A 25445-nucleotide genomic window follows, 5' to 3' on the forward strand; every position below is an offset into this window, starting at 1 on the left:
GTTCATTTTCCTTTCTAAGGGAATTTAGGGAACTTGTCGAAATCCGGGTCACGTTTCTCTAAAAAGGCGTCGCGACCTTCTTTTCCTTCGTCTGTTGTATAGAATAACATTGTTGAATCTCCGGCCATCTGTTGAAGTCCGGCAATTCCATCAGTGTCGGCGTTCATGGCTGCTTTGATGAAACGAATGGCGGTAGGGGATTTCTTCAAGATTTCGTTGCACCATTCTATTGTAACTTTTTCAACATCAGCTAACGGAACTACTTTATTGATCCATCCCATTTGGAAGGCTTCTTCGGCAGAATAATCTTTACATAAGAACCAAACTTCTTTGGCACGTTTATGTCCGATAACACGTGCTAGATAAGCTGAACCATAACCGGCATCAAAACTTCCTACTTTAGGACCAGTTTGCATAAATTTAGCATTGTCAGCAGCAATCGTTAAGTCACAAACTAGTTGCAAGATATTGCCACCACCGACTGACCAGCCGCGAACCATGGCGATAACAGGCTTAGGGATAATACGGATCAAGTGCTGCAAGTCTAAAACATTCAGTCTGGCGATATGGTCAGGGCCGACGTAACCACCATTTCCACGAACACTTTGATCTCCACCAGAACAAAAGGCTAGATCTCCTTGTCCAGTTAAAATGATAGCGCCAATTGAAGCGTCGTCACGACAGTAATTGAAAGCCTCAATCATTTCCTGTACAGTGACAGGTGTAAATGCATTACGTTTTTCAGGACGATTGATAGTGATCTTTGCGATTTTATCCATTCGTTCAAAAAGGATTTCTTTATATTCTTTAATTGTTTCCCATTTACTCATTAAAATAACCTCCGAGGTGTTAAGTATGAATCTGTTAGAAAATTTAGGGATAAAAGTAGTCGAACAATCTAAAAAAAGGGTCATTCTTGAAATGGCAATCGAAGATAAACATCTGCAACCGTATAAAATCATGCATGGCGGTCTCAATGCTGTTTTAGCTGAAACTGCTGGCAGTATTGGTGCTAATCTCAACATTCAAGATGCAGGCTTTGCGGCTGTTGGTGTTGATATTATGACACATCAGCTCAACAAGATTAAGGATGGAATTGTCATCGCTGAAGCCACACCGGTCAGGATCGGTCGTAATATTCAAACTTGGCAAGCATTTACTCATCCAAAAGGTAGTGCGATCAATGCTAGTTTGAGTACCATGACTTTAAAAAAGGTTAAAGTGGATTAATTTCGATAGATCCTAGAGTTGACGATTTCAAAGAAGGCCAAAACGATCAATCCGATTCCAAAAAGCTGATAGAAAAATATCATTGTTTTGGAAGGGTTGAGAATAAAAATTATGCCGACACCGATCAATAAGGCAGAGTAAAAGTAATCGAGCCACGGTGTGACATTAACTTGTCTTTTAGTCTCATTTGAATCTCTAAATTGATTGATACCGTTAACTAATAAAATTATTCCTAAAACTGGCGGCACAAGCTGAATCAAAATCTTTGCGACCAATAAAACTAAAACGGCGACTAATAACGCTCCGGCACCAAGTCCGATGGCAATGTTATTTTCGCCGGTTTTTTTTCTAATGCTGATACCGTCGATGATCGAAAGTACACCATAAATAGCTATATAGGTAGAAACAAGATAGATAATGGCGTTCACACTTTTAACCGGTTGTGCTGTGATCAAGATCCCGACAACTAATAAAAAAATAAAACGCAGCCAACGATAAAGCTGGAACTGTCTGACCATTTTTTCACTTCCCCCAAACTTGTATAAAACTATGATAACAGAATAATCCTATTTGGTTGATCTTTGGGAAAACGTAATCAAATTTATTATTAAAAACATTTTAATTTATAAGAAAGCGCCAACAGTTATTTTAAAACTGTTTATAGGCACTTAACCCTTTACTATCCGACTATATCCTTAAGAAAAAACTTGCAACTAAATTAGAAAACAATTAAAATATCAATATTTCCATTATTCAATTTTAAAGGATGAGATCTTGTACCCGAACTGACAATGTCAGACAAGATCGTAGCAAGTTATTAGGAGGATTTATATGAGTAGGATATTTAAACGATTGACCTTGAAGGAAGATCCGAGTATTTATGAAGACAAGGATGCCAATCTGGTAAGAGTATTAACGGTTAAGGATTTCTTAGCCTTAGGTGTAGGGACGATTGTTTCAACGTCGATTTTTACTTTACCAGGTGTCGTTGCGGCTGATCATGCTGGCCCAGCGGTGGTCTTTTCGTTTTTAATTGCTGCGATCGTTGCGGGTTTAGTGGCTTTTGCCTATGCTGAAATGGCGGCAGCGATGCCGTTTGCTGGATCAGCTTATTCTTGGATCAACGTTATGTTTGGAGAATTCTTTGGCTGGATCGCTGGTTGGGCGTTGTTAGCTGAATACTTTATTGCTTTGGCCTTCGTGGGTTCTGGATTGTCTGCGAATTTTCGAGGGTTGTTAGTTCCACTGGGAATTAATTTTCCAAAAGCATTGTCGAACACTTTAGGAAATGACGGCGGAATCATCGACATTACTGCTGTGATCGTGTTAGTTGCTGTTGCTTGGTTGCTTTCTAAAGGTGTTAACGGTGCTGCTAGAGTTGAAAATGTTTTGGTTGTTTTAAAAGTTCTAGCAATTTTGACATTCATTATTGTTGGTTTAACTGCCATTCATATTGAAAATTACGTACCATTTATTCCTAAATACCACGTTAATCCAGATGGAACTGCTTTTGGTGGTTGGAAAGGGATCTATGCTGGTGTTTCGATGATCTTCTTATCATATATTGGATTTGATTCGATCGCCGCTAATTCTGCTGAAGCTAAAGACCCTGAAAAGACTATGCCACGTGGGATCCTTGGTTCATTAGTTATCGCGGTTACATTGTTTGTGGCTGTTGCTTTAGTTTTAGTTGGAATGTTCAAATATACTAAATACGCTAACAATGCTGAACCTGTTGGCTGGGCTTTACGTCAAGCGGGTCATTCTGGAATTGCTAGTGTCATTCAAGCGGTTGCGGTTATTGGTATGTTCACGGCATTGATTGGAATGATGCTGGCTGGATCACGTTTGCTTTATTCATTTGGTCGTGACGGAATGTTGCCAGCATGGCTTGGTAAGCTGAACAAACGTAATTTACCTAATCATGCGTTGTTTGCTTTATCAGCTATTGCTGTTGTGGTTGGAGCACTATGTCCATTTGCTTTCTTGGCTCAATTGATTTCTGCTGGGACTTTGATTGCTTTTATGTTTGTTTCCTTGGGGATCTATCCCTTGAGAAGACGAGAGGGTAAGGATCTACCTGAACCATCATTTAAAATGCCACTTTATCCTGTTTTACCTGCTGTTGCCTTTCTTGGCGCTTTGTTTGTATTTTGGGGTCTTGATGTTCAAGCTAAGACCTATGCTGGGGTTTGGTTTGCTATTGGGCTTGTTATTTATTTTGCTTATGGCATGCACCATTCTTATCTTGGAAAAGGTAACAAGCGGGTTAAGAGTTCTGATGATTAATTATTTTTTGAGACCTTTTATAGTGGGTCTCTTTTTTTGTTTGGTGTGGCGTCTACGAGTGGTAAGTGATTCCGTCTGCCGTGGGACCGATCCCAGCCTTGGTCTGGGATCTCGATTTTTAGCTACACTTCGTGTATCTAGAAATCGTCTGTGGTGTAAGAACGAGAAGATCGCTCGTTCTAACGCCACTTTCACGGCTGACTCCATCACTTACCACTCGTAGACTTTTTGTTTTATAGTAATATTCTGTTTATTAATATAAACATTTAAATATTATTACGTGCGTTACTTCCTGTATTATTTTTATTAACAAATGCAATTAATTGAAATATGAGGGGATTAGATATGGTTTTTAAATTTGAAGATGATCAACCTTTTCCAAATGAAAATAATCAAATCGAGTATAAAGAAGAGTTTAGTGAAAAAGTAAAAAGAGAAATTGCAGCTTTTTTAAATGGTAATAAAGTAGGCTATATTTATTTTGGTGTTAATGATATTAGTCGAAGCATAGTTAAAATATTTTCTGATGAGGAAAAACACTCAATCGAAGAAGAAATTAGTCATTGGCTATCTAGTTCAAAATTCTATCCAAGTCCCATAGGTTTGATTAATATACATGTTGAATCAAAACTATTTTATATAGAGATTTTACCAGGGAAATCTAAGCCATATTTTTTAGATGAGAAAGTATATATTAGGAATAATTCTGAATCGGTAAAGGCTTCACCAGATTTAGTAAATAAAATGTTAATCAATCAAAATTTAAATTCTTTTGATTTAGCGGAATCATTGAATCAGGAGCTTTCCTTTGACAGGTTACGTGCCATTTTTAGAAGACAAAAAATAGAATTTAAACCTAAATCATTAGGCTTTTATAATGAGAGTCAAAAATTTACTAACACAGCGTTATTAATGAGTGACCAAAATTTATTTTCTATAAAAATAGCAGTTTTTGATGGTATAAATGTTAATCAATTTAAGAACCGTAAAGAATTTATAGGACCTTTACCAGAACAGATCGATAGTGCATTGGAATTTATTGACTTAAATAATAGATTGTCTTCTAAAATTACCGGAAAACCTCAAAGAGAAGACACGTTGAGCTATCCTAAAGTGGCGATTAGAGAAGCAGTTGTTAATGCAGTTGTGCATAGATCATATTTTAGTAAGTCCCCTATTCAAATTGAAATTTTTGATGATAGATTAACTATAATGTCACCAGGATCTCTACCCGGTGGTATTCAAATTAAGGCGGTTCTTGATGGACAAACGTTGCCTAGAAATTCTCAAGTGATAAAGATTCTTCATAGATTAAATTATATAGAGGATTACGGAACTGGAATTAGAAGGATAATTGGAAGCTACTCTTTGGAAGACAAACAACCTAGTTTTAATGCTCAAGAGGACTTTGTAAAAGTCAGTATGCCCGACTTAAATTATGAAGGTCACCTTGTTGAACAGAAATTCGTAAATGTTATTCCTGAAAATGAAGTTGATTCAGAATGGTCTGTTAAAATATTGGAATATTTAAATGAACATTCATATATAACAAGACCCGTTGTTGAATTGTTATTGAGTGTAAAAAAGACTCAAGCTAGTGATTATTTAAAAAATATGGCTAGTGATGGAATTCTTAAAAAAATAGGTTCTGGACCGTCAACCAGATATATTCGAATATAACCGGAAGATATCGGAAGATACCGGAAGATACCGGAAGATACCGGAAGATACCGGAAGATACCGGAAGATACCGGAAGATACCGGAAGATACCGGAAGATACCGGAAGATACCGGAAGATACCGGAAGATACCAAAAAAGGCTGTAATCTTATCGATTACTAGCCTTTTTTAGTTTAATGATTTAATTTGAAATTTTTCCGTCTGATTCTTGTACTGTTGAACGTCCATCAGCACGGGCATTCTTGATTGCTCTGATGATTTCACTATCACTCCAAGCTGGTACGTCTTTAACACCAGAATCGGTTAATTGTTGACGAGCTTTGGCGATATCTGCGTCGGTGATTGTTCCACCTTCTGCTTTTCTACTTTCTTTGTCAAAGTCTCCGTTGGCGGCTGGGTTGTCGCTATCGCTTGTGTCAGTAGATGCATCGTTATTTGTGGCAGTGGAATCTGAACTATTACTACTATTATTAGTATCTGCTGTCGTTTCAGATTTGGCCGTGCTCTTTGGCATGTCTTTTAAGAGCTTCTTAGCTTGTTTATAGATATCTGAGTAATACTTGCCTTTGATACCTTTAAAGCTTGTTATTTGCTTCAATAGGGTGGTTGCCTGATCAGTGTTATCTGACTTGATCAAATCTTTGGCTGTTTTGATATTGATCTTGAAGTTGGCACGATTTTTCATGATTACTTTAACTTGCTTCAAAAGTGTCTTAGCACGTTTGGTCATCTTTGCGTTGCCATTTTCTTGTTTCTTAGCTTTATTCAATGATGACTTAGCGTCTGAAAATTCACGTTTATTCATTTGTTTCTTTGCATTTACAAGGTTTTGAGCTTGTTTTTTGTATGCAGAAGATTTAGTGGTGCTTTTAGCTTCATTGGCTGACTTGTAGTAAGTCAATGCTTTGGAATAGTCTTTATCGTTTACGGCTTTGTTACCTTTAGACATATCCGTCTTGTAGTCGTTACTGTTATTGTTACTACTTGATGAATTAGAACAACCTACTACTAGAAAAGCAGCGATGGTTGCCATCATAAGCGTTAGTATTTTCTTCATAACTTAATTCCTCCATATTAATACTGCCAAGATTATAACATGTTAAAAGAAATTGAAAAAAGTATTTCCGTTTTTGGCATCCTCACTCGTTATTATTTATGTAAGTTACTTAAGTCGGCCGGCAAAGTTCCTTACCAAAAAAGAAAACGAGGTAGTTTTGATGGACTGGGAAAAAACATCTATTAATTTAACAATGACAAACGATAAGTATGCTAAAGGCAAGATGGTTAGAAGTTTTAACAATATTGTCGCTGATCCAACTAAAGAACAGATCGGCCTTTTAATAGAAGGTTTGATCATGTTGTCTGATGGGGATGCATTCCTGAAAGCTGAAGTTATCAAGCATGATGCGATGGTTACTGAATAAATATAAAAGGGGAATAGAATATGAAAAAATTACAATTAAGTTTTAAAACAGCAGCGGGTAAGAGACGTGATCTTGTATTGAACTATGTTAAAGATGATCTTGATCCGGTGTTGGTGAAAAGTGCCATGGAAAAGATCACTGCCAGTAAGATTTTTGAAAAAGATACTGTACAACTTTTTTCAGAAGTTGTTAGTGCCAAGTATGTACAACGTACTGAAAAGGAAATTTTCAAAAATAGCCTTCAGTAGCAATTTATTTAGCACTTTAGTGAAAATAATTAAAATTTTTGTATGATATTGCTTGAGCCTAATCCCGGAATCGTCTATTATGGGATTAGGCTCTTTTGAGGAACAATTATTTTGAGTTACTGTCATAAACGCATATATTGGTTAGAAATATTACAAATGTATTATTTTTAATACAGGAATGTTACAAATGGTGGTAATTCAGATTTAGGAGTTGATTCAAAAGCCGGAGTTTCATATAATGATTGTCAGTGGGATAGCCCACTAACAAATTAAAAAAATAAATTCTTGTAGTCCAGGGGAGGATTCACATTGAAAAAATCAATTAAATACGCTGGCGTAGCTGCTGCTACATTACTAGCTGTTGCACCCGTTGCAGCACCAGTTCTAACAAACGTTACTACAGTTCAAGCTGCTGATGTAGTATATCCAACAGCAGACCAAGCAACTGGTTGGGCAAACCAATTCCAAAATAAAGTTTTAGGTACAAAAGAAAATGCCGCAACAATGACATCAACAAACTATGGTACTGATCTTGATATTTCAGCATCAACTTTTGCTTCTGATCCATTGTTCGCATCAGTAATGGCAAATACAGTTAATGATACAACATTTGCTGATAACACTGATTCAAAAGTTACATCTGTACAAGCAACTGCTATTAATGGAGAAAACAAAGATACATTATCAGCAAATGATGTAAACAAGATTCTTTCTGGCAAATTGTTTGATGGTGTTACATTTACTGTTAACTATTCATATAAGACAGATGCTAACACAACAAAGACAGGAACAATTAACTTTAATGTAACATATGCTCCTACAACAGATACTACAACAGTTACAAAGGCTGCTGCTAAGTATACAACACCTATTAGTGTTGATTACAACTCACCAGTTGCTGCTACACAACTTGATAGTTCAGTTTCAGATGTTACATTGACAGATCAAGATGGTAACAATCTTGTTGGTAATTCTGATCAAGTAGCTTCAGTTTCTGCTGGTGATAACTACTATACTAACTTGAAGAATGCTATCACTAATGATGGTAAAACTGGTCTTGCTACTGACTTAACATCAGGTAAGTTTGCTACTGGAGATGCTACATATTATCAAGTAGTTACACTTACAGCTACACCTGGTAGTGCTTTGGATACATATTTGAAGACAGAACCTTCAGATGGTACATATACTATTAATGGCGTTTCATATGCAAACACAAATAATGGTACAATTGTTGCTGGTGATGATACTACAGGTGCAACAATTTCATTAGTACGTGAAATTAACGTTGGTTCTAAAGAAGCAGCTTCATGGACAACAACTGACGAAACAGGCGTTGTTACAACAAAGACTGATAAGACATATTACACAATGAAGAATGATGACAACGACACTATTACTAACCGTGCCCTTGCTGCAAATACTTCATGGAAATATGATCAAGTACGTACAAACGCTAACGGCGATGTTCAATATCGTGTATCAACACACGAATGGGTTCCTGCTGAAAGTGTTACTGTAAACGACGATAACAACAGTGGTTCAGAAACTCCAGAAGGCGCATTGACAGTTACAAACCTTGATACAAAGGGTGTTGTTAGCTTGGCTACACCAGGTATGACATACTTCGTATACAACAAGGAAGGCGTAATGTCAACAACACGTGCTCTTGCTGGTGGTTCATCATGGTTAGTTGATAAGACTGCTACTGATGCTAACGGCAACACTTACTACGGTGTTTCAACAGACGAATTTGTTAAAGCCGGTGAAGGTGTTTCATTTACTGCTTAATTAGTAAATGCTTAAATTAAGACTTGCGAAAGCAAGTCTTTTTTTTATGCACTTTTTTAAAATTAATTTATTTATTTATATATTTATAAGTATTAAAATAAAAGTAATTGGAGGGATTACTATGCAACTTAAACATATCTCGAATAAAAAACTATTCGCAATCTCCTTACTTTCTTTTTCTAGTGGTTTGGCTCTATTTGGAAGTGTCAATGTCGCCAACGCTGATACGGTAGGCGATGAATCTAATCAATCGTCCGTTTCTGAAGTGGGTCAAACTAATAATGCGGCTACAAAGGTACAGTCTAATCCTAGTACTTCTAATAAAACAGACGATAATGTCGATACTAATAATGAATCAAATGTAAATCAGGGTACAAAAGTAAATAACAATTCCGATTCAACTGAAACTAGTGCTCCGGTTCAAACTAGTGCTAATAGCAGAGCATCTATATCGCAAGCTGTTGCCCAAGCTCCAGTTTCAAATAATAATGCAACGACAGCATCAGATGCGACTGCACAAGCACCGGTTCAATCTGATGCTACTAATAGTACAAATTTTGAAATTCCAGAAGGTACTCCAGCAGATCAGCAAGGTACTTTACAAGGTGAAAATGGTGAAGTTGGTAGTTCTTGGTATTTAGCTGATGATGGAATAACTGATGATGATGTAGATAATGGTAAGGTCTTAAATATTGGCCCTGGTATAGTTGGTAATCCCATTTTTGACGATACTACTAAAGCCACTGAACCTGATTCTGATGGGGTTTGGGCAAATTATAAGTATGCCGGTGATATAACTAGCATAGACTTTCAAAAAGGTGCAATTGCAGGAACATCCTTGGCAAAATATTTTGGAGATCTGCAATCTTTGATAAATATTAATACCGCGGACCTAGACGTTTCCAATACTACTGATTTTTCTAGTATGTTTTTATATGACAAAAGTCTTAAAAGTTTAGATATTTCAAATTGGACAAATAATAAAGGGGCTACATTTAATTCATTTGCACAATATTGTGGATTTGAAAATGTTAATTTGTCTGGTGTATCTCTGACTAATATTAGTGCCTTAAGAATGTTTGCAGGTGACGGTAATTTAACAAATATTGATTTTGATGGTGCTTCGATAAGTGTGGCTAATGCTGGTAGTATGTTTTCTGAAGATGAAAACCTCAAGAGTGTTGATTTGACTGTATTTACAATTCCCTTTGGTACTGATGTTGATGGAATGTTAGGTGATTTATCTGGATTAAGATTTATTAAAGTTAATAAAGATACAATTATAGATAGTACTTTACTAGATGTAGACGAGATGAGCCCTTCTGAAGATCCAAATTGGACTAGTTGGACTGGTTGGACCAATGAAGGCGGTTTTAATTTGTTTGTTACAGATAAGGAATTATTTGCAGCTTATGATGGTACTGGTACAAATCCTGAGGCTACAACGACGACTTTGAGGCTTACGTCTGATCCGGCTGTTAGTTACACCGTAAACTATTATGATGATTCAACTAAAAAATTATTGGGTAAATTGGAAGGTACCGGGATTGAAGGCGGAGTTTTACCATTAAATCCTGATTATGAAGGCTATGAAACTACTGTAACTGATGGTTCTACTTCTGTTACATTATCCCCAGAAGATGGAACTTCTAACATTATTCGTGATTTTTACTTAAAGCCAATTCCTACTAATAATGGTGGAGGCTCAAATTCTTCAGGAAGTTCAACTTCAACAACGTTAAAAGATCAAGATATCAATACAACTACTAACGTTGTTAACTTATATGACGCTAATGGTAAATTGGTTACTAATCGTGGTTTGAGTATTAATTCATCATGGAAGAGTGATGTTGAATATTATTCCAATGGCGTACTTTACTATCGTGTTTCAAGTGATGAGTATGTTAAAGCAAGTGATGTTTATGTTTATACTGATAATCTTGCCAACATAAAAGTCAACGCTGATCAAAAGGGTGATTTGGTAGATTATTTAGGAGCAGAACTAGATCGTAAACTTGGTTCCGGTAGTGAGTGGAAGACTGACAAAATTGCTCTTATTAACGGTAAAAAGTATTATCGAGTTTCAACTGATGAATTTATTTTGGCTGATGAGGTTGCTGAATATTAATGAATCTCTTTAAGACTTACGAAAGTAAGTCTTTTTTTTAATATTTTATTTTGTATTCAGAATATAGTATTTATATTTTTATATTTTGCTTATATAGGAGTATGATAATAAGAATTAAGGAGGAGTCAAATATGAAACTTCAACCTATATCAAATAAAAAAGTGCTTTTAATATCATTATTATCTTTTACAGGTGGGCTAGCTTTGGTCAGTAATGCTAATATAGTTCATGCTGATACAACCAATGACTCTACAACTTCAGAAATAACCGCTAATTCAGCGGATAACATGGCTTCAAGTGAAACGAATGCTGATACTACTCAAATTAATTCTCCAACTGTCAAAAGTGAAGATACGACAAATTCCGAGTCGAACAATGTAACTTCAAATAATACAACTCAAAATAATTCTGGTAGTGATACCCAGAATTATTCTGCGACAACGACGACTGTACAACCAAATACTGAATCAACTACTGCTAATACTTCTTTAACTGTTCCAACCGATACGGCTGCTGATCATCAGGGTCAATTGTCTGGTGATGATGGCAGTTCTTGGTATCTTGGTACTGATGGAACTTTACATATTGGCTCTGGTACTGTTAGTGACCCAACCTTTGATGATACTACCGAAACTTCTGAACCTGTTAGTGATGGAGTTTGGAATAATTATAAGTATGCTGATGATATAACTAGTGTGTCCTTTGAAGATGGGGCAGTTGCTGGTTCTAGTTTGGCAAATTATTTTAGTGGTCTAAGCAATCTAAAGACGGCAGATGTTAGTAATCTAGATGTTTCTAACACTTTGAATTTTTCCAAGATGTTTTTTAATACAGTTAGTTTGGATAGTTTAGATATTTCAAATTGGAAATTTACTGATGGGGTTAATTTAAGTCAATTTGTTAGTGGTAGTGGGGTTAAGAATTTAAATCTATCCGGTATAACATTGACCAATCCTAATATGTATTTCTCATTTGGATATGATACTAATTTGGAAAGTATAAATTTAACGGATTTTTCTGCTACTAATGTTACTAATGCAACGGATTTATTTTATAGTGATTCTAATTTGACAGATTTAGATTTATCCGGATTTCACACAATAGCTATTAATAATTCTATGCTTGCTGGATTGACTTCTTTAAAGAGTTTGAAAGTTAATAGTGACACGGTTTTATATGGTAGTAATTTATTAAATCCCACTGGATACAAAGGTTGGACAGACGGGACTAATTTATACACGGCTTCTGATTTATCGGCTGTTTATGGTGACAATTCTAGTACCAATGAATCTGCTAGAACTTCAACTACTTGGACTGCTACTAGTTCGACTAGTGTTAACTACACAATAAATTACTACAATGATTCAACTAATGAATTAATTGATACGATAAATGGTACGGGAACGCAAGGTGATACGATAAAATTAACACCTAATTATCCTGGATATAGTGCAGTTACAGATGAGGGAACTACGTCTGTCACATTACCTACATCAGAACTTGGACAAACGGTTGCTGATCAAGTCTATAATTTTCACTTAGCACCTTTAGCAGCAAATGTTCTTACAGTTACTGAAAGTGACAAGAATTCGACTAATACTTTGTCTAGTCAAACAAAAAATTTGATCGATGGTGATACTGAAGCCAATTTAGCGGCAATTGCCGAAATTAACAGTAACTTAGATTCGGGTAGAACTTTAGATCTAGACGATACTTCAGTTGATTTTACTATTAATGGCGTAAATGTAAGTGGCAAAATGACTGATGAATCACTTCAAGGACTTACCGTGAGTCAAGTAATATTTTCATTAGCTAATAATGGTCAAACAAATCCTGATGGAACTTATCCAGAGTTACCATCTGATACGACTGCCGAGCAGCTAGTTTATTATTTAGCTGATATTCTACTTAGCTTTAATGGTTCTGGTTCGATAAATCTTGTGTATGAACCAGAGGTAAGTACTGGAGATAATTCAAATTCTTCGGGCAGTTCAACTTCAACAACGTTAAAAGATCAAAATATCAATACAACTACTAATGTTGTAAATTTATACGACGCTAATGGTAAATTGGTTACTAATCGTGGTTTGAGTATTAATTCATCATGGAAGAGTGATGCTGAATATTACTCTAATGGTGTACTTTACTATCGTGTTTCAAGTGATGAGTATGTTAAAGCTAGTGATGTTTATGTTTATACGGATAATCTTGCCAACATAAAAGTCAACGCTGATCAAAAGGGTGATTTGGTAGATTATTTAGGAGCAGAATTGGATCGTAAACTTGGTTCCGGCAGTGAGTGGAAAACTGACAAGATCGCTCTTATTAACGGTAAAAAGTATTATCGAGTTTCGACTGATGAGTTTATTTTGGCTGATGAGGTTGCTGAATATTAAAAATAATATCGCTCTCGTAATCTTTTATAAGGAACGTATGTGCGATATACTTAATTAAGGATACAATTACTTTTTGGGAGTGATACTTATGTACACTAAAGAGCAAATACTGAGGGCTGCAAAGGAAATTGGTTTGTCTGCTGAATTAATGCCTGAAGGGACCAAGGCCACATTTATTTCACCAGATGGTAGTATTTGTAGCAAACTAGAAGATAATCCTATTGAGGAATTCTTTTCAAGTGATGAGTATTCGTTAAATAATATTAAATTAGATGAACTAAATAAATAATTTAAAATTTAATCAATATCTATTAGAAACATATATTGTTAGTTTCTAATAGATATTTTTTGTTATTTAAGAAATTCTTTAGTATCTCGTTCTTCATTGATTAGAAAATTTATGACCAATATAATGTAATTAGTGGAAGTAGGCCTACCCTAGATTCCACTAATTTTTATATCTCGAGGGGGATACACATGAAAAAATCTATTAAATATGCTGGAATTGCAGCTGCCACCTTATTGACGGTTGCTCCAATTGCTGCACCTGTTGTTAATTCAGTGACAACAGTTCAGGCTGCTACTGATGCTTCAGCTGATGCGGACGCTTATGCTGCTGCTTTCAAGAGTTCAGCAACTTACAATAAAACTCAAGCTGGACAATTTTCAGAGGACTTCTTCTCCAAAGATAAAATCGGTGCAGCTGATTTTCTAAGTGATTCATTCTTCAGTAATTTTTTGAGTGATAAATATACTGGTAGTCTTAATAATTCAAATGCTAGTGTAAAATTATCTGCAACTGATGCCAATGACGCAGCTCTTGATGCTGCCGGTGTAACTTCTGCTTTAAAAGATGCTAAAGCGGTTAACTTTAAGGTTGTTTTAACTTACTTTACTGATAGTAACAACACTACAGCAACTAAAAAATTTACGATTGCTTTGACACCATCAAGTGATCAAACTTCGACTGTGACTTCTTTGAATGCTAAGTTCACAACGCCTTACAAAGTAAACTACGGTTCAAATACAGCCGACGCTAAAGCACAAAAATCAACTGATCTTTCTTTAACAGATCAAGATGACAATGCTTTATTATCAGATACTAATGAAGTAAGCAGTTATTCATTGGGTGGATTCTTTAACTCATATTCAGATGCTTTAAACGGTGGTTCAGCTGCTTCTGTTGGTTCAACTTTTACAACAACTGATGGCTCTGCTACTACATACTATTAACCAATTACAGTTACTGTTAGTGCTGATTCCGCATTGGCAGACTATCTAACAAATAATGCCAACAGTTCAAGCTACACTGTAAATGGTGATTCAAAAGCAACAACTGACAATGGTAAAGTTGGCACAGATGCTGACGGTAATAAGACGATCACTTTTGTACGTACTATAAATGTGGGTGCACAAAATGATTCTGACTGGACTGTTAAAGAAGTCTCAGGTGTTGTTAATACTAAGAGCGACAAAGCATTTTACACTTTGCACAATGATGATGATGAATTAGTTTCAAACCGTGCTTTGGATAAGAATTCTTCATGGCAGACTGACCAAGTTCGTACAAATGCTGCTGGTGAAAAACAATATCGTGTTTCAACACACGAATGGATTCCTGAAAGTGATGTTACTTTTGAAGGAACTGAAACAGATACTGATACTGGTTCAACAACTGATCCAGAGGGTGGTTTGACTGTTACTAAGTTGGCTAAGAATAAGATCGTTGCTGTTTCAACAGAAGGTATGGTTTATTACTTGTACAATTCTAAGGGTGTAAGATCAGATACACGTGCTCTTGGTGGCGGTACTACATGGCAAGTTGATAAGACTGCTGTTGATGCTGATGGTAATATTTATTATGGAGTTTCAACTGACGAATTCGTTAAAGGTGGAGAAGGCGTTGGTCTGATTGACTAGAGAGTGGAGAGGGCACGGTTATACCTTGAGCATTACCTAGATCAATGAGTATGGCGGTTTGTGCCATAGTCATTGATCTTAGCAAGCACAGAGGTATGTGTCCTCGTAACTAGTTTCAACTAAATATTCCGTCTCCGGTCAAAAATGACAAAATCCGCTGTGGGAACGCTTGGAGCCGTGGTCTCCAAGCTCGATTTTAAGCTTCGCAAGGTACGCGAATCTTAAAATGCGTCCTTTTTCACAGCGGGATTTTGTCATTTTTGATCTCCGACTAGTTTAATGGATAAAAAATAGAGCTACTATGAGAAATATTTTAGTTTCTCATAGTAGCTTTTTTGAAAACGGATCATATTTTGTCCTTTTTTAAGAAATTCTTTAGTATTTTAAACAATATTGTATTAAAAATTAAAGACTAATATACTTTTAAGCAGTGGGGTAGGCCTACTTAAAATCTTTTATATCTCAAGGGGGATATTATGAAAAAATCTATCAAATATGCTGGAATTACAGCTGCTACTTTGTTGGCTGTTGCTCCAGTTGCTGCTCCTGTTGTTAGTTCGGTTACAACAGTGCAAGCTGCAGATGTTGTATATCCAACAGCAACAGATGCTGGAAAATATAAGGACCAATTTCTGAAATCAGATACATATACACCAGCTCAAGCTAAGAGCTTTACGGCTGCTGACTATAATGCCGATAATTCAGATAAATTATCAACTCCAATTGGAGCAAAAGTTTTTCTAACTGATAATACATTTTTTAAACAATTCTTAGATAACAATTCCATTACATCTAAAATTGACGATACAAATGGTAAAATTACAGCCATTTCTGCATTTGAAAATGGTGATTCTACAAATGCATTAAGTTTTTCAGACGCACAAAGTATTTTGAATAATGCAAATGGTAAGGGTGTAACTTTCAATATCACTCTTACTTATAATAATGGTGCTGCAACAACTGATGATGAGATTATCAGCATTAGTTTAACACCTGCTAAGGAAGAAGCTGCAAAGACTGTTAGTGCCTTGAAAGCTACATTTACTACACCTTACAAGGTTGCTTATAACTCAAGTACATCAGATGCTAAGTTACAAAAATCTACTGATTTGGCATTAGCTGACCAAGATGGTAACAATTTGTTAACTGATTCAAGTGAAGTAACAAGTTACTCATTAGGTAACTTTTATGGATCATATGCATCAGCATTAAATAACGGTACAGCTGCTTCAGTTGGTTCAACTTTCACAACAACAGATGGTTCAGCTGCTACATATTACCAACCAATTACAGTTACAGTTGCTAAAGATTCATTGTTGGCAACTTACTTAACAAGTAACTCAAATAGTTCATCATATACTATTAATGGTGCTTCAAAGACAGAAAGCGATAATGGTAAAGTTAGTGGTTCAACAATTACTTTTGTACGTACAGTAAAAGTTGGCGCTGAAAATGAATCCGACTGGACTGTAAAAGACGCTAGTGGTGTTGTAAACACAAAGACTGACAAAGAATTCTATACACTACACAACGACAATGACGAACTCGTTTCAAACCGTGCTCTTGCAAAGGGTTCATCATGGCAAACTGATAAGGTTCGTACAAATGCTGCGGGCGAAAAACAATATCGTGTTTCAACACACGAATGGATCCCTGCTGAAAATGTTAACTTTACTGGTTCAGAATCAGGTACTGATACAGGTTCAACAACTGATCCAGAAGGTGCATTAACTGTTACTAAGTTAGACAAAAACAAGATCGTCAACATTTCAACATCAGGTATGGTTTACTTCTTGTATAACTCAAAGGGTGTAAGATCAGATACACGTGCCCTTGGTGGTGGTACTTCATGGCAAGTAGATAAGACAGCTACAGATGCTGCGGGTAATACTTATTACGGAGTTTCAACAGATGAATTTGTTAAAGCTGGCGAAGGTGTTTCATTAGCTAACTAAAATAAAGAGAGGTTATGATTTTTTCATACCTCTCTTTATTTTTGTCTTGATTTTTCTTTCAACCATTCAGCAATAGAAATCATAACAGTTTCACTATCCTCATTATTAGTTATAGTAAGGATAAGAGATTCTATTTCTTGTTCAGTGAATATCAGCTCATAACCATTAAGCTCAAGGAAAACACTTCCAGCCACCAATGCAGTTCTTTTGTTTCCATCATTAAAAATATGTTTTTTGGTAATCTTTTGTATGATAAATGCTGCTTTCAACCAAATATTTGGATATAGCTCTTTTCCAAATACCACTTGTTTAGGTTGTTCAATTACTAAATCCAACCCTTGAGTATATTGTACTCCAACATAATGACTACCAATTCTTGAAAGAATAAGTTTATTCATTGCAATCAATTCTTGTTTGGTCAAATATTTCATAGTTTAGCTAATCTTTTCATCAGTTCTTCATTTTTATCGTAAAAGTCATTTGTCATTTTTAGAACCTCTGGTCTAACTTTTTCGATTTTTTTGAAGGTAACTTCTTTACCATCCGGTGAAATTATTTTTTCAAATATAGTGTTTTCATCAACATTTAAAAATTCTCGATCATTTTTAGATATTCTGAAGGCGTAAGAATTACCGTTCTTGAACATTTTAACTTCTTTATTTAAATTTTCTGGATTAATCATATGCTTTCTCCTTTGTGAGTACATATTACAGTAAAGTATGTACATAGTACAATTTCAAGATGGCTTTATAAATAAAACTATTAAATATGCTGGAATTGCAGGCGCAACATTATTGGCTTTATCACCAATGATTACACCAATATTTACAATTACGAATACGGTTAAAGCTGATGTTGTCGCACCAGATAAAACTACCGTTGAGAATTTAGCAAAAGGAATGGGCGAAAATTTATCTGGTCAAGCATTGATGTATGACTTTGCGAATAATCCTACACTTCAAAGTAGTTTGGATGCTGGATTTCAAACGGCAATAGACAAAAATGAAACTGATGGATCGATTTTTGTGTCTGGAGTTGCTGGTATTTCTATTAAAGAGCTTGGCAATTCTACACCTTGGAATCGCGATCAACGAATGGAAGCTTATCAAATGGGCTCTGGCATTTATTCTACCGTTAAAATATATGATCCAGATGGTAATCAAGTTAAAACTGCAGCTGAATTAGATGCTGCAATCAGTAGTGATAGTACTTTAAAGGGTTATACGGCTGATATCGGTTTAGCTTATGCAAATGATGCATCGGGGAATAGTTATACTGAAGTTGACGCGGCTAAAGGACTTAAGATTATTGATTTAAATGCTATTAAGTCGGCTAGCATCAATTGGGATGCTCCGGATATAACGGTTCAACAAGGTAGTAAAGTTTCTGATATCGATACTTCCAATATGAAATTTACTGTTGTAGATGGAAATGGAGTTCAGTTTGGTAAATCAGTTCAATTTATTCCAAGATCACCGGATGGATCTGAATCCGAGTATTATGAAAATCTAGATGATGCAAGAACCGCATTATCACCTATTTCTTCAGATGTCAGTGGAGATACTTCTGATACTTTTGATAAGGTAGGAACTTTTTATGTGCTAGTTGATATTTACACTAGTAGCATGGCTGAAAATTATATTGAAGATTATAGAAATCCATCTATTGAAGCAAACGTATCATTAGATGTAAATGGAGAAGTTGTTTCAAAAAATCAGGTGGCCCAGGCTAGTCAAAACATTAAAATTGGTGGAGAAAGTTCTGGTGATGTGCTTCTTCAAAAGATTATTGTAACCCCTAAACCAAGTAGTAATTCCAACACTGGAAATGGTAACACCAGTATTTCCGGAATAGTCACGACCCATACGGATAAAGGCAGTTACTCTCTATACAATGACGACAATCAAAAAGTAGATAATCGTGCTCTAGTAAAGTCATCTTCATGGAAAGTTGATGGAATTAGAACGGTTGATGGTGTAAAACAATATCGAGTTTCTACACATGAGTGGGTCAACGCTTCTGATGTGGACTTCACTGCCAATGGTGAAGTTACAGAAGGGATGACGATTCAAAATTTGGATACTCCAAAAGAGATCACTTTATCTAATCGTCACGTTCGTTACAATTTACAAGATTCCAATAAAGTAGTTTCCACAACACGTGCTTTAGCAGGTGGAACAAGTTGGCTGGTAGACAAAATTGGAACTGACATGCATGGTGGAATTTACTATGGTGTCTCAACTAATGAGTTCGTTAAGGCTGATGATGGTGTATCGGTTGTTAAATAATTTAGTAATAATTTCAGCTTTCAATCATATCGCAGCAATCCAAAATTGGATTGCTGTTTTTGTTCACCTTAAGTTGTTTAGTCTATACAAACCTATTATAATTATTATTATGAAAGCCATTACAAATTAAGGAGTATGACATGAAAAAATCAATGAAATATGCAAGTATTTTATTTTCAGCCTCATTACTTTTAGCTCCAATATTTGCACCAGGATTAAACTATATAAATGTGGTTGAAGCGAGCGATACTGATACTGGTATTGATACGGAAAGATTACAAAGTATTGCTGACGAGATTAAATCAAATATTGGTCAGCCGACTTTTAAAAATTTTGGTGTTAGTTATACAAGTTTACCTGTATTTTTCGATAGTGGATTTGACACAGCTAAAGAAAATGGATTTCCTGGATCCGTATTTATGCAATATTACCATGCAAATGGTTTAGGATTTGTAGATACAGGTGTTTTTGACGATAATGACTATCTTTCTTCTGAAGATGCAAAGTATTTGCAGGATAATAATATTTACTTTCAAATGATATTTTATGATGCTAATAATAAGAAAATAACCGATGCAGGATACTACATTTCACAAGATGCCGTTACTATGGATTTAAATATGAAATATAAGGTTGATGGGCAGTCTTATTCTGGGAATATTCCTATTTTGGAAAAATCTAAAATGACTTATCTTGACCTAGATTTGGAAAGTGCTAAGTTACAATACCCAAAAGAAGTTACAGTTAAAACTGGCACGACCGAAAATGATATTCAAAACATTAAATATATGAATACAAAGTTAATAGATACTACTTCTGGATCAAATATGGCAATTGTTGGTGGTACAAAAGAAGCTTCTTCAGATGGATTACTTTTTGGTAATAAATCAGATGCGATTGCCAATTTAAATTCTGATACAACTGCTGGCGTGGTTGATGCGGGTGATCCTTTAGAAGATGGCATTTATTATCGAGTAGTCAGTGCTTATCTAACTCTTTCGGCTGTGAATTATATGGTGATTGCCAGCTATGGTGATGTTGATATTGATGTTGGAGCGGAGCCAGATGAATATATTTTACCGGAATATGATGATGCTCCCTTTAAATTTGTTCAAAAAATCACTGTAAAAACTCCATCTAATAATAACGGTGGTAATTCAGATGTTTTAAACGGAATCGTAACAACTCATACAGACAAAGATAGCTATTCTCTATACAACGATGATAATCAAAAAGTAGACAATCGTGCTCTGGCTGCTAATTCATCATGGCAGGTTGATAAAATTAGAACTATTAATGGTATAAAGCAATATCGAGTTTCCACACATGAGTGGGTCAATGCTTCTGATGTCGATTTCATCGATGGTGGACAAGTGACAGAAGGTATGACGGTTACTAATTTAGATATACCCAAAAAAGTAGATCTATCTTCAACGCATAACATCTATAATTTGCATAATTCCAATAAAGAAGTATCCACAACGCGTGCTTTAGCAGGTGGGACAAGCTGGTTGGTAGATAAAATTGGAACTGACATGCATGGTGGGATTTACTATGGGGTTTCATCTAACGAGTTCGTTAAGGCTGATGATGGTGTAAATTTAGTTAAATAATACTAAAAATGTTTGTTTAATAGCAGGTATCTTTTGGATTTTTAGGCGTATACTTAAATCATTAAGACTAATGGGTTACGGGGGATAAACATGAAAAAATCAATTAAATATGCAGGGATTATGTCGGCTGCCTTGATGGTTTTATCACCAATTGCAGTTCCAACTATTCATGAGGTTAAAGCAGATTCTACTGAGCAAATACCTTCTGCTTCTGGATCATTAGATATTACGATTCAAACAACAGATTATATTTCTACAGCTAGTACGTTTTTAGATGTTATGGGTCAAGTAGATTCCAGTACTTCAACTTTAAAGGATATAGTTTATTCAATAAAAGATAATAAGGGTAATTCATTGAATTCATATTCGGTTATTTCAAAAGATAATTCTGCTTTGTATGAAACAGAAGATGACGCTTTAAATGGTACTAAGCCCATGATTTTTTCTGATTTGGATGATTATTTAAAAAATGTAGAAGATGGTAAAACTTATTATTTGCCAATGACCATAGCCATACCTGGTGGGAATAATGAATTGATTCAAACCTTAAGTAATTGGGAAAATGATCCTTCAACAGTTTCGGTTACGTTAAATGGTAAAAAAATAGAAAAGCCTAATAGTTCAGATGAATTTGGGAAGGTATTCCCATATATTGACAAAACAGCAATTTCGTATATTCGTAAAGTAGTTGTAGGCACTCCACCTGCACCTGATACTGGCAATACGGGCAACCACACCACTAAACCAGCAGCTCCCAAAAAAGGGATCGTAACAACACATACCGATCAGAGTAGTTACAGTCTATACGACGAAAACAACGAAAAGATAGATAATCGTGCTTTAGTAGCCAATTCATCATGGAAGATGGATGGTACCAGAACTGTCGATGGGATTAAGCAATATCGTGTTTCAACTGATGAGTGGGTCAATGCTTCTGATGTTGATTTTGTGGAGAACGGCAAAGTAACTGAAGGAATGACTGTTCAAAATTTGGATACTCCAAAAGAGATCACTTTATCCACTCGTCACGTTCGTTACAATCTACAAGATTCAAATAAAGTAGTTTCCACAACACGTGCTTTAGCAGGTGGAACGAGTTGGTTAGTAGATAAAATTGGAACTGATATGCATGGTGGAATTTACTACGGTGTCTCCACTAATGAGTTTGTTAAAGCGGATGATGGTGTTATCATAAGTAAATAATTAACAGGACTCATGCAAGTGAGCCTGTTTTTTTTTGTATTTAGGGTATAATTAAACTAAAGCTTAAAAAGGTGGTAATACAATGCTAGAAAACGTAAACGGTATTGTTAAGGTAAACCAAGATGACCGCTACGTGGTCTTTTTATTCGATACATATGAAATGGATCGTAAAATGTTACAGGACAAGTTTGTCAAAGGACAAACAGCATGGTATACAGATGCCCGTGGAATCGGTGATGATGGTAAAGCCTTTTATCGTATTGCTAAAGATGGTGAATGGATCGAAGCAGAATACGTCGAGTATATTGACCGTAATGAATAAGCACCTCGAAATCTTAGTTGATTTTGAGATGTTTTTTTTGTCCAAAAAATACGGAGCATAGATTTGTTTCAGTTATGTTAATTTTTTTGCTCAAATGTTTAGAATTTATTACGGTTTAGTTGATTTTATTGAACAGAAAACCGTTACATAGTAGTCTGATATTAGACAAGAAATTTTTAAAAACAGGGGAAATTTAGACATGAACAAAAAATGGGTAGCATCAACCGCGCTAGCTAGTGTTCTGGCTGCAGTTGGTATTTCATCAAATACGTCCCACGTAAGAGCATCAGTTTCAGCTGATGACAAAAGTAACGATAATGACGCAGAAAAAATTGGTTCAAACGGTAAAGATAACAGTGTTGCTAGTGTTATGGATGAACAAGGAGCACCGGTTTCTGACTCAACTGACACACCTTCAGAAGGATCAGATGTTTCTGATGCCAAAGCAGCAAAGAGCAGTTTGTTAAAGGCACAATCTTCTGCTTTAACACAAGCAACGACCACGTCTGGTGCAACAAGTGCACAGCAGCAGGCATTTTTAGCTATGGCTGTTCCTATGGCTCAAAAAGCTTCATCTCAATATGGTGTTTATACATCTGTAATGTTGGCACAGGCTATTTTGGAGAGCGGTTGGGGAACCTCTGATTTAGCTACGGAAGGAAATAATCTTTTCGGTATCAAAGGTGACTACAATGGCTCATATATTACTATGAAAACTGCTGAATGGAATGCCTCACAGGGGTGGTATTACATTTACGCTAATTTCTGTAAGTATCCTACTTATTTTGAATCATTTGCGGATAACGGAAATAAGATCCGCAATGGTGTGTCATGGGATGCTAAGTATTATAGTGGTGCTTGGAAAGAAAATGCGGCTACTTATAAAGATGCTACGGCGGCTTTACAAGGTAAATATGCTACAGCACCAACTTATGCTGCTTCATTAAATAATATGATCGAATCTTATAACTTAACTAAATATGACGAAAAAAGCGAAACTGATGGTGGAGCTGAAGATAATAACGACAATAATAGTGGTGTTCAACAAGTGAATGGTACACAAACAGCAATGGATGATGTTGCTACTGTAACTAAAAAAGGAGCAGCACCGCTTTATACTGATGCCTATCCTGATCAACAAGTAGGTACTCGTGCTTTGGCTGAAGGAACTCCTTGGAAAGTAATTTCTAAAGTTGTGACTCCTGAAGGCGAAACTTACTATCAAGTTTCAACACATGAATTTGTTAAGGCTTCTGATGTTCAACTAAAATCTGAAGAAACTTCAACAACACAACCTCCAGTGGCAATTAGTGATACGGCAACAGTTTCAAATACAAATGGTGCGGTAGTTTATTCATCAGGTGATGCAAACTCTGCAACTGATCGTACTTTACCTTACAAGTCTTCATGGGTCACGACCGCCTATGTTCTTGGTGATGATGGTGCAAAGTATTATTTGGTCGGAACTGATTCTTATGTTAAAGATTCAGATATTCAACTAGCATCAGAAACTAATACTGATGAATCAGATCAAGATGTTGTGATCGACTATCCTGATGTGGTCCATGTAATTGCGACACCAAGTGCTAGATTATACAATTCTAAACATCAAGTAAGTACATATAGAGCTTTAGCATCTAATACCGATTGGAAAGTTGATAAGAAGTCAACTCATTCTGATGGATCGATTTGGTATCGTGTGTCTTCTGACGAATGGGTCAGTGCTAATGATGTTCAAGCTACTGGTTCAAATTATGTAACTTCAGTAAATGGGACCGTTAAGATCAACTATATTCCTGGATATGGTGTCAATGTTTACAATAGTCCAGCCTCAAATCATAAATTTACTGGTAAACGTTTAGCCGATGGAACTACTTGGAAAGTAACATCTAAACAAATCGTTGACGGAACCACTTGGTATCAAGTTGTTGGTGGTTGGGTCGATGGTAAATACTGTATTTATACTGCAGTTTAAGACGCTTAGGCGTCTTTTTTTTGTGGGAGCGGTTTCTCGTGTTTGGACCACAAAAAATATAAAACGGAGCTGTAAAGCATGCATAATATTTACCAGTTTTCAAACCAAGTGATCAATAAAGAATGGTTATTGAATCAAGGAATAAGACTCTTATATATTAATGATAATTTTATAGTTGATAATGATATTGTTGCTTTATTTGATATCAAAGATCATGGAGTGACTTACGGAAATTCGATTGTAGTTCATAAGAACAAAGGAGTTTTCTTTGTCGAAAGAACGACTAAACAATTGATGAACGAATTCCACCAAACTAATCGTGTTGGTTTTATGGTTTCCAGAGTTTTATCTAATTATTTTAAGTTCAAACATTATTTGCCAATGGTCCATGGGAACGTCGGGTACATGCCAATGACTGGTGGAAGTCGTAGTAATGCTGACTGGATCGGTTTACATTTCGTTGTTGGCTTTAGTCAGACGAATCAAACCGCAAACTTTGAATCTATCCAAGGTTACAATATCGAAATGGATTTTCCCAAAGGCAATCTTAGTACGAGAGTTCATGATGTAAGTGTCATGGCAGAATACTTTGTATCGTCGGCAAAAATTTACATGAAGTCGATGAATTTACAAATATCGGTTCTAAATGATGAATGTATTTTGACGGCGTTTTCCACTTGTATTTGTTCTAAGCATCTTAAGATCCCTCAAAAATATCAAGAAGTAGAGCATGGAGTTGATCAATTAGTAGATTCCGTCTTTTTAAAAATGTGTCGTGGCGAATTAGGGTATTTAGAAAGTGTGATCATCTATAAACAAAAAATAAGTAAAATTAAACGCAATTATTAAGACAAGTATCCGCTATGGATGCTTTTTTATTTTGGATGGGATAGTTCAAGCCGGAGAATACGATTTTAAATCTAGGAATGGCGACTAATATTACAAAAACATTATCGTTATTATTAGTACATTCACAGGCCTGT

The 25445-nt window shown here is 35.7% G+C and carries 23 protein-coding genes; 18 read left to right on the forward strand and 5 right to left on the reverse strand.

Features of this window, described 5'->3' with window-relative positions; genetic code table 11:
- Positions 1 to 14: 14 nt before the first annotated feature.
- Positions 15 to 830, reverse strand: a complete 816-nt coding sequence (gene menB, locus EKM77_RS05900; RefSeq protein WP_377728804.1) for a 1,4-dihydroxy-2-naphthoyl-CoA synthase — start codon at positions 828 to 830, stop codon at positions 15 to 17.
- A 25-nt stretch (positions 831 to 855) separates the two neighbouring features.
- Here menB and EKM77_RS05905 point away from each other — a divergent pair, with 25 nt between their 5' ends.
- The gene (locus EKM77_RS05905) at positions 856 to 1230 is read left to right on the forward strand and encodes a PaaI family thioesterase (RefSeq protein WP_125593138.1); all 375 of its coding nucleotides are present in this window, start codon (positions 856 to 858) and stop codon (positions 1228 to 1230) included.
- Here EKM77_RS05905 and EKM77_RS05910 read toward each other — a convergent pair.
- The gene (locus EKM77_RS05910) at positions 1227 to 1748 is read right to left on the reverse strand and encodes a DUF308 domain-containing protein (protein ID WP_125593139.1); all 522 of its coding nucleotides are present in this window, start codon (positions 1746 to 1748) and stop codon (positions 1227 to 1229) included. The two genes, EKM77_RS05905 and EKM77_RS05910, sit on opposite strands and share 4 nt — an antisense overlap.
- 313 nt (positions 1749 to 2061) lie before the next feature.
- Between EKM77_RS05910 and EKM77_RS05915 the strand changes: the two genes are divergently transcribed.
- Positions 2062 to 3519: an APC family permease gene (locus EKM77_RS05915; RefSeq protein ID WP_125593140.1), complete on the forward strand. Its 1458-nt coding sequence runs from the start codon at positions 2062 to 2064 to the stop codon at positions 3517 to 3519.
- A gap of 345 nt (positions 3520 to 3864) precedes the next feature.
- The gene (locus EKM77_RS05920) at positions 3865 to 5199 is read left to right on the forward strand and encodes an ATP-binding protein (protein ID WP_164507728.1); all 1335 of its coding nucleotides are present in this window, start codon (positions 3865 to 3867) and stop codon (positions 5197 to 5199) included.
- A 181-nt stretch (positions 5200 to 5380) separates the two neighbouring features.
- On the opposite strand, the gene EKM77_RS05925 is transcribed toward EKM77_RS05920, so the two are convergent.
- Positions 5381 to 6256 carry an outer membrane protein assembly factor BamD gene (locus EKM77_RS05925; RefSeq protein WP_125593142.1) on the reverse strand — a complete coding sequence of 292 codons (876 nt, stop codon included), beginning with the start codon at positions 6254 to 6256 and terminating at the stop codon, positions 5381 to 5383.
- A 160-nt stretch (positions 6257 to 6416) separates the two neighbouring features.
- On the opposite strand from EKM77_RS05925, the gene EKM77_RS05930 reads away from it, so the two are divergent.
- From EKM77_RS05930 to EKM77_RS05970, 9 genes are all read left to right on the forward strand, one after another.
- Entirely contained in the window at positions 6417 to 6623 is a 207-nt protein-coding gene (locus EKM77_RS05930) for a hypothetical protein (RefSeq protein WP_125593143.1), read from the forward strand.
- Positions 6624 to 6643: 20 nt separating this feature from the next.
- The gene (locus EKM77_RS05935; protein WP_125593144.1) at positions 6644 to 6871 is read left to right on the forward strand and encodes a DUF2922 domain-containing protein; all 228 of its coding nucleotides are present in this window, start codon (positions 6644 to 6646) and stop codon (positions 6869 to 6871) included.
- A gap of 309 nt (positions 6872 to 7180) precedes the next feature.
- Positions 7181 to 8662 carry an SLAP domain-containing protein gene (locus EKM77_RS05940; protein WP_125593145.1) on the forward strand — a complete coding sequence of 494 codons (1482 nt, stop codon included), beginning with the start codon at positions 7181 to 7183 and terminating at the stop codon, positions 8660 to 8662.
- A 121-nt stretch (positions 8663 to 8783) separates the two neighbouring features.
- Positions 8784 to 10790: an SLAP domain-containing protein gene (locus tag EKM77_RS05945; RefSeq protein WP_164507729.1), complete on the forward strand. Its 2007-nt coding sequence runs from the start codon at positions 8784 to 8786 to the stop codon at positions 10788 to 10790.
- 131 nt (positions 10791 to 10921) lie between these two features.
- On the forward strand, positions 10922 to 13186 hold the full coding sequence (locus tag EKM77_RS05950; protein ID WP_164507730.1) for an SLAP domain-containing protein: 2265 nt from the start codon (positions 10922 to 10924) through the stop codon (positions 13184 to 13186).
- Positions 13187 to 13274: 88 nt separating this feature from the next.
- Positions 13275 to 13475: a hypothetical protein gene (locus EKM77_RS05955; protein WP_125593148.1), complete on the forward strand. Its 201-nt coding sequence runs from the start codon at positions 13275 to 13277 to the stop codon at positions 13473 to 13475.
- Between the two features lie 188 nt (positions 13476 to 13663).
- Positions 13664 to 14419 carry a hypothetical protein gene (locus tag EKM77_RS05960; protein WP_125593149.1) on the forward strand — a complete coding sequence of 252 codons (756 nt, stop codon included), beginning with the start codon at positions 13664 to 13666 and terminating at the stop codon, positions 14417 to 14419.
- A 33-nt stretch (positions 14420 to 14452) separates the two neighbouring features.
- Complete coding sequence (locus EKM77_RS05965; RefSeq protein WP_125593150.1) at positions 14453 to 15106, forward strand: SLAP domain-containing protein; 654 nt, start codon at positions 14453 to 14455, stop codon at positions 15104 to 15106.
- A gap of 476 nt (positions 15107 to 15582) precedes the next feature.
- Positions 15583 to 17061, forward strand: a complete 1479-nt coding sequence (locus EKM77_RS05970; RefSeq protein WP_125593151.1) for an SLAP domain-containing protein — start codon at positions 15583 to 15585, stop codon at positions 17059 to 17061.
- A gap of 35 nt (positions 17062 to 17096) precedes the next feature.
- Here EKM77_RS05970 and EKM77_RS05975 read toward each other — a convergent pair whose 3' ends face one another.
- Entirely contained in the window at positions 17097 to 17492 is a 396-nt protein-coding gene (locus EKM77_RS05975; protein WP_125593152.1) for a type II toxin-antitoxin system death-on-curing family toxin, read from the reverse strand.
- Positions 17489 to 17743, reverse strand: a complete 255-nt coding sequence (locus EKM77_RS05980; RefSeq protein WP_125593153.1) for an AbrB/MazE/SpoVT family DNA-binding domain-containing protein — start codon at positions 17741 to 17743, stop codon at positions 17489 to 17491. The genes EKM77_RS05975 and EKM77_RS05980 overlap by 4 nt, the downstream gene beginning before the upstream one ends.
- 37 nt (positions 17744 to 17780) lie before the next feature.
- Here EKM77_RS05980 and EKM77_RS05985 point away from each other — a divergent pair, with 37 nt between their 5' ends.
- From EKM77_RS05985 to EKM77_RS06010, 6 genes are all read left to right on the forward strand, one after another.
- On the forward strand, positions 17781 to 19349 hold the full coding sequence (locus EKM77_RS05985; protein WP_125593154.1) for a hypothetical protein: 1569 nt from the start codon (positions 17781 to 17783) through the stop codon (positions 19347 to 19349).
- A gap of 140 nt (positions 19350 to 19489) precedes the next feature.
- Complete coding sequence (locus EKM77_RS05990; RefSeq protein WP_125593155.1) at positions 19490 to 20962, forward strand: hypothetical protein; 1473 nt, start codon at positions 19490 to 19492, stop codon at positions 20960 to 20962.
- A gap of 90 nt (positions 20963 to 21052) precedes the next feature.
- Entirely contained in the window at positions 21053 to 22165 is a 1113-nt protein-coding gene (locus EKM77_RS05995) for a hypothetical protein (RefSeq protein WP_125593156.1), read from the forward strand.
- A gap of 82 nt (positions 22166 to 22247) precedes the next feature.
- A complete protein-coding gene (locus tag EKM77_RS06000; protein WP_125593157.1) occupies positions 22248 to 22487 on the forward strand; it encodes a hypothetical protein in 240 nt (79 codons plus the stop codon).
- 199 nt (positions 22488 to 22686) lie between these two features.
- A complete protein-coding gene (locus EKM77_RS06005) occupies positions 22687 to 24462 on the forward strand; it encodes a glycoside hydrolase family 73 protein (protein WP_125593158.1) in 1776 nt (591 codons plus the stop codon).
- Positions 24463 to 24540: 78 nt separating this feature from the next.
- The gene (locus EKM77_RS06010; protein WP_125593159.1) at positions 24541 to 25311 is read left to right on the forward strand and encodes a hypothetical protein; all 771 of its coding nucleotides are present in this window, start codon (positions 24541 to 24543) and stop codon (positions 25309 to 25311) included.
- The last annotated feature ends 134 nt before the right edge of the window (positions 25312 to 25445 follow it).

The organism is Companilactobacillus baiquanensis, from assembly GCF_003946605.1.
Classification (GTDB): domain Bacteria; phylum Bacillota; class Bacilli; order Lactobacillales; family Lactobacillaceae; genus Companilactobacillus; species Companilactobacillus baiquanensis.

Bases quoted from the DNA above. Each gene is read 5' to 3' on its own strand.
- EKM77_RS06005 (WP_125593158.1), top strand. From the start codon at position 22,687: ATGAACAAAAAATGGGTAGCATCAACCGCGCTAGCTAGTGTTCTGGCT.
- EKM77_RS05925 (WP_125593142.1), bottom strand. From the start codon at position 6,256: ATGAAGAAAATACTAACGCTTATGATGGCAACCATCGCTGCTTTTCTA.
- EKM77_RS06000 (WP_125593157.1), top strand. From the start codon at position 22,248: ATGCTAGAAAACGTAAACGGTATTGTTAAGGTAAACCAAGATGACCGC.
- EKM77_RS05905 (WP_125593138.1), top strand. From the start codon at position 856: ATGAATCTGTTAGAAAATTTAGGGATAAAAGTAGTCGAACAATCTAAA.
- EKM77_RS05960 (WP_125593149.1), top strand. From the start codon at position 13,664: ATGAAAAAATCTATTAAATATGCTGGAATTGCAGCTGCCACCTTATTG.
- EKM77_RS05930 (WP_125593143.1), top strand. From the start codon at position 6,417: ATGGACTGGGAAAAAACATCTATTAATTTAACAATGACAAACGATAAG.
- EKM77_RS05990 (WP_125593155.1), top strand. From the start codon at position 19,490: ATGAAAAAATCAATGAAATATGCAAGTATTTTATTTTCAGCCTCATTA.
- EKM77_RS05955 (WP_125593148.1), top strand. From the start codon at position 13,275: ATGTACACTAAAGAGCAAATACTGAGGGCTGCAAAGGAAATTGGTTTG.
- EKM77_RS05970 (WP_125593151.1), top strand. From the start codon at position 15,583: ATGAAAAAATCTATCAAATATGCTGGAATTACAGCTGCTACTTTGTTG.
- EKM77_RS05985 (WP_125593154.1), top strand. From the start codon at position 17,781: ATGTACATAGTACAATTTCAAGATGGCTTTATAAATAAAACTATTAAA.
- EKM77_RS05915 (WP_125593140.1), top strand. From the start codon at position 2,062: ATGAGTAGGATATTTAAACGATTGACCTTGAAGGAAGATCCGAGTATT.
- EKM77_RS05980 (WP_125593153.1), bottom strand. From the start codon at position 17,743: ATGATTAATCCAGAAAATTTAAATAAAGAAGTTAAAATGTTCAAGAAC.
- EKM77_RS05920 (WP_164507728.1), top strand. From the start codon at position 3,865: ATGGTTTTTAAATTTGAAGATGATCAACCTTTTCCAAATGAAAATAAT.
- EKM77_RS05975 (WP_125593152.1), bottom strand. From the start codon at position 17,492: ATGAAATATTTGACCAAACAAGAATTGATTGCAATGAATAAACTTATT.
- EKM77_RS05995 (WP_125593156.1), top strand. From the start codon at position 21,053: ATGAAAAAATCAATTAAATATGCAGGGATTATGTCGGCTGCCTTGATG.
- EKM77_RS05950 (WP_164507730.1), top strand. From the start codon at position 10,922: ATGAAACTTCAACCTATATCAAATAAAAAAGTGCTTTTAATATCATTA.
- menB (WP_377728804.1), bottom strand. From the start codon at position 830: ATGAGTAAATGGGAAACAATTAAAGAATATAAAGAAATCCTTTTTGAA.
- EKM77_RS05910 (WP_125593139.1), bottom strand. From the start codon at position 1,748: ATGGTCAGACAGTTCCAGCTTTATCGTTGGCTGCGTTTTATTTTTTTA.
- EKM77_RS05935 (WP_125593144.1), top strand. From the start codon at position 6,644: ATGAAAAAATTACAATTAAGTTTTAAAACAGCAGCGGGTAAGAGACGT.
- EKM77_RS05945 (WP_164507729.1), top strand. From the start codon at position 8,784: ATGCAACTTAAACATATCTCGAATAAAAAACTATTCGCAATCTCCTTA.
- EKM77_RS06010 (WP_125593159.1), top strand. From the start codon at position 24,541: ATGCATAATATTTACCAGTTTTCAAACCAAGTGATCAATAAAGAATGG.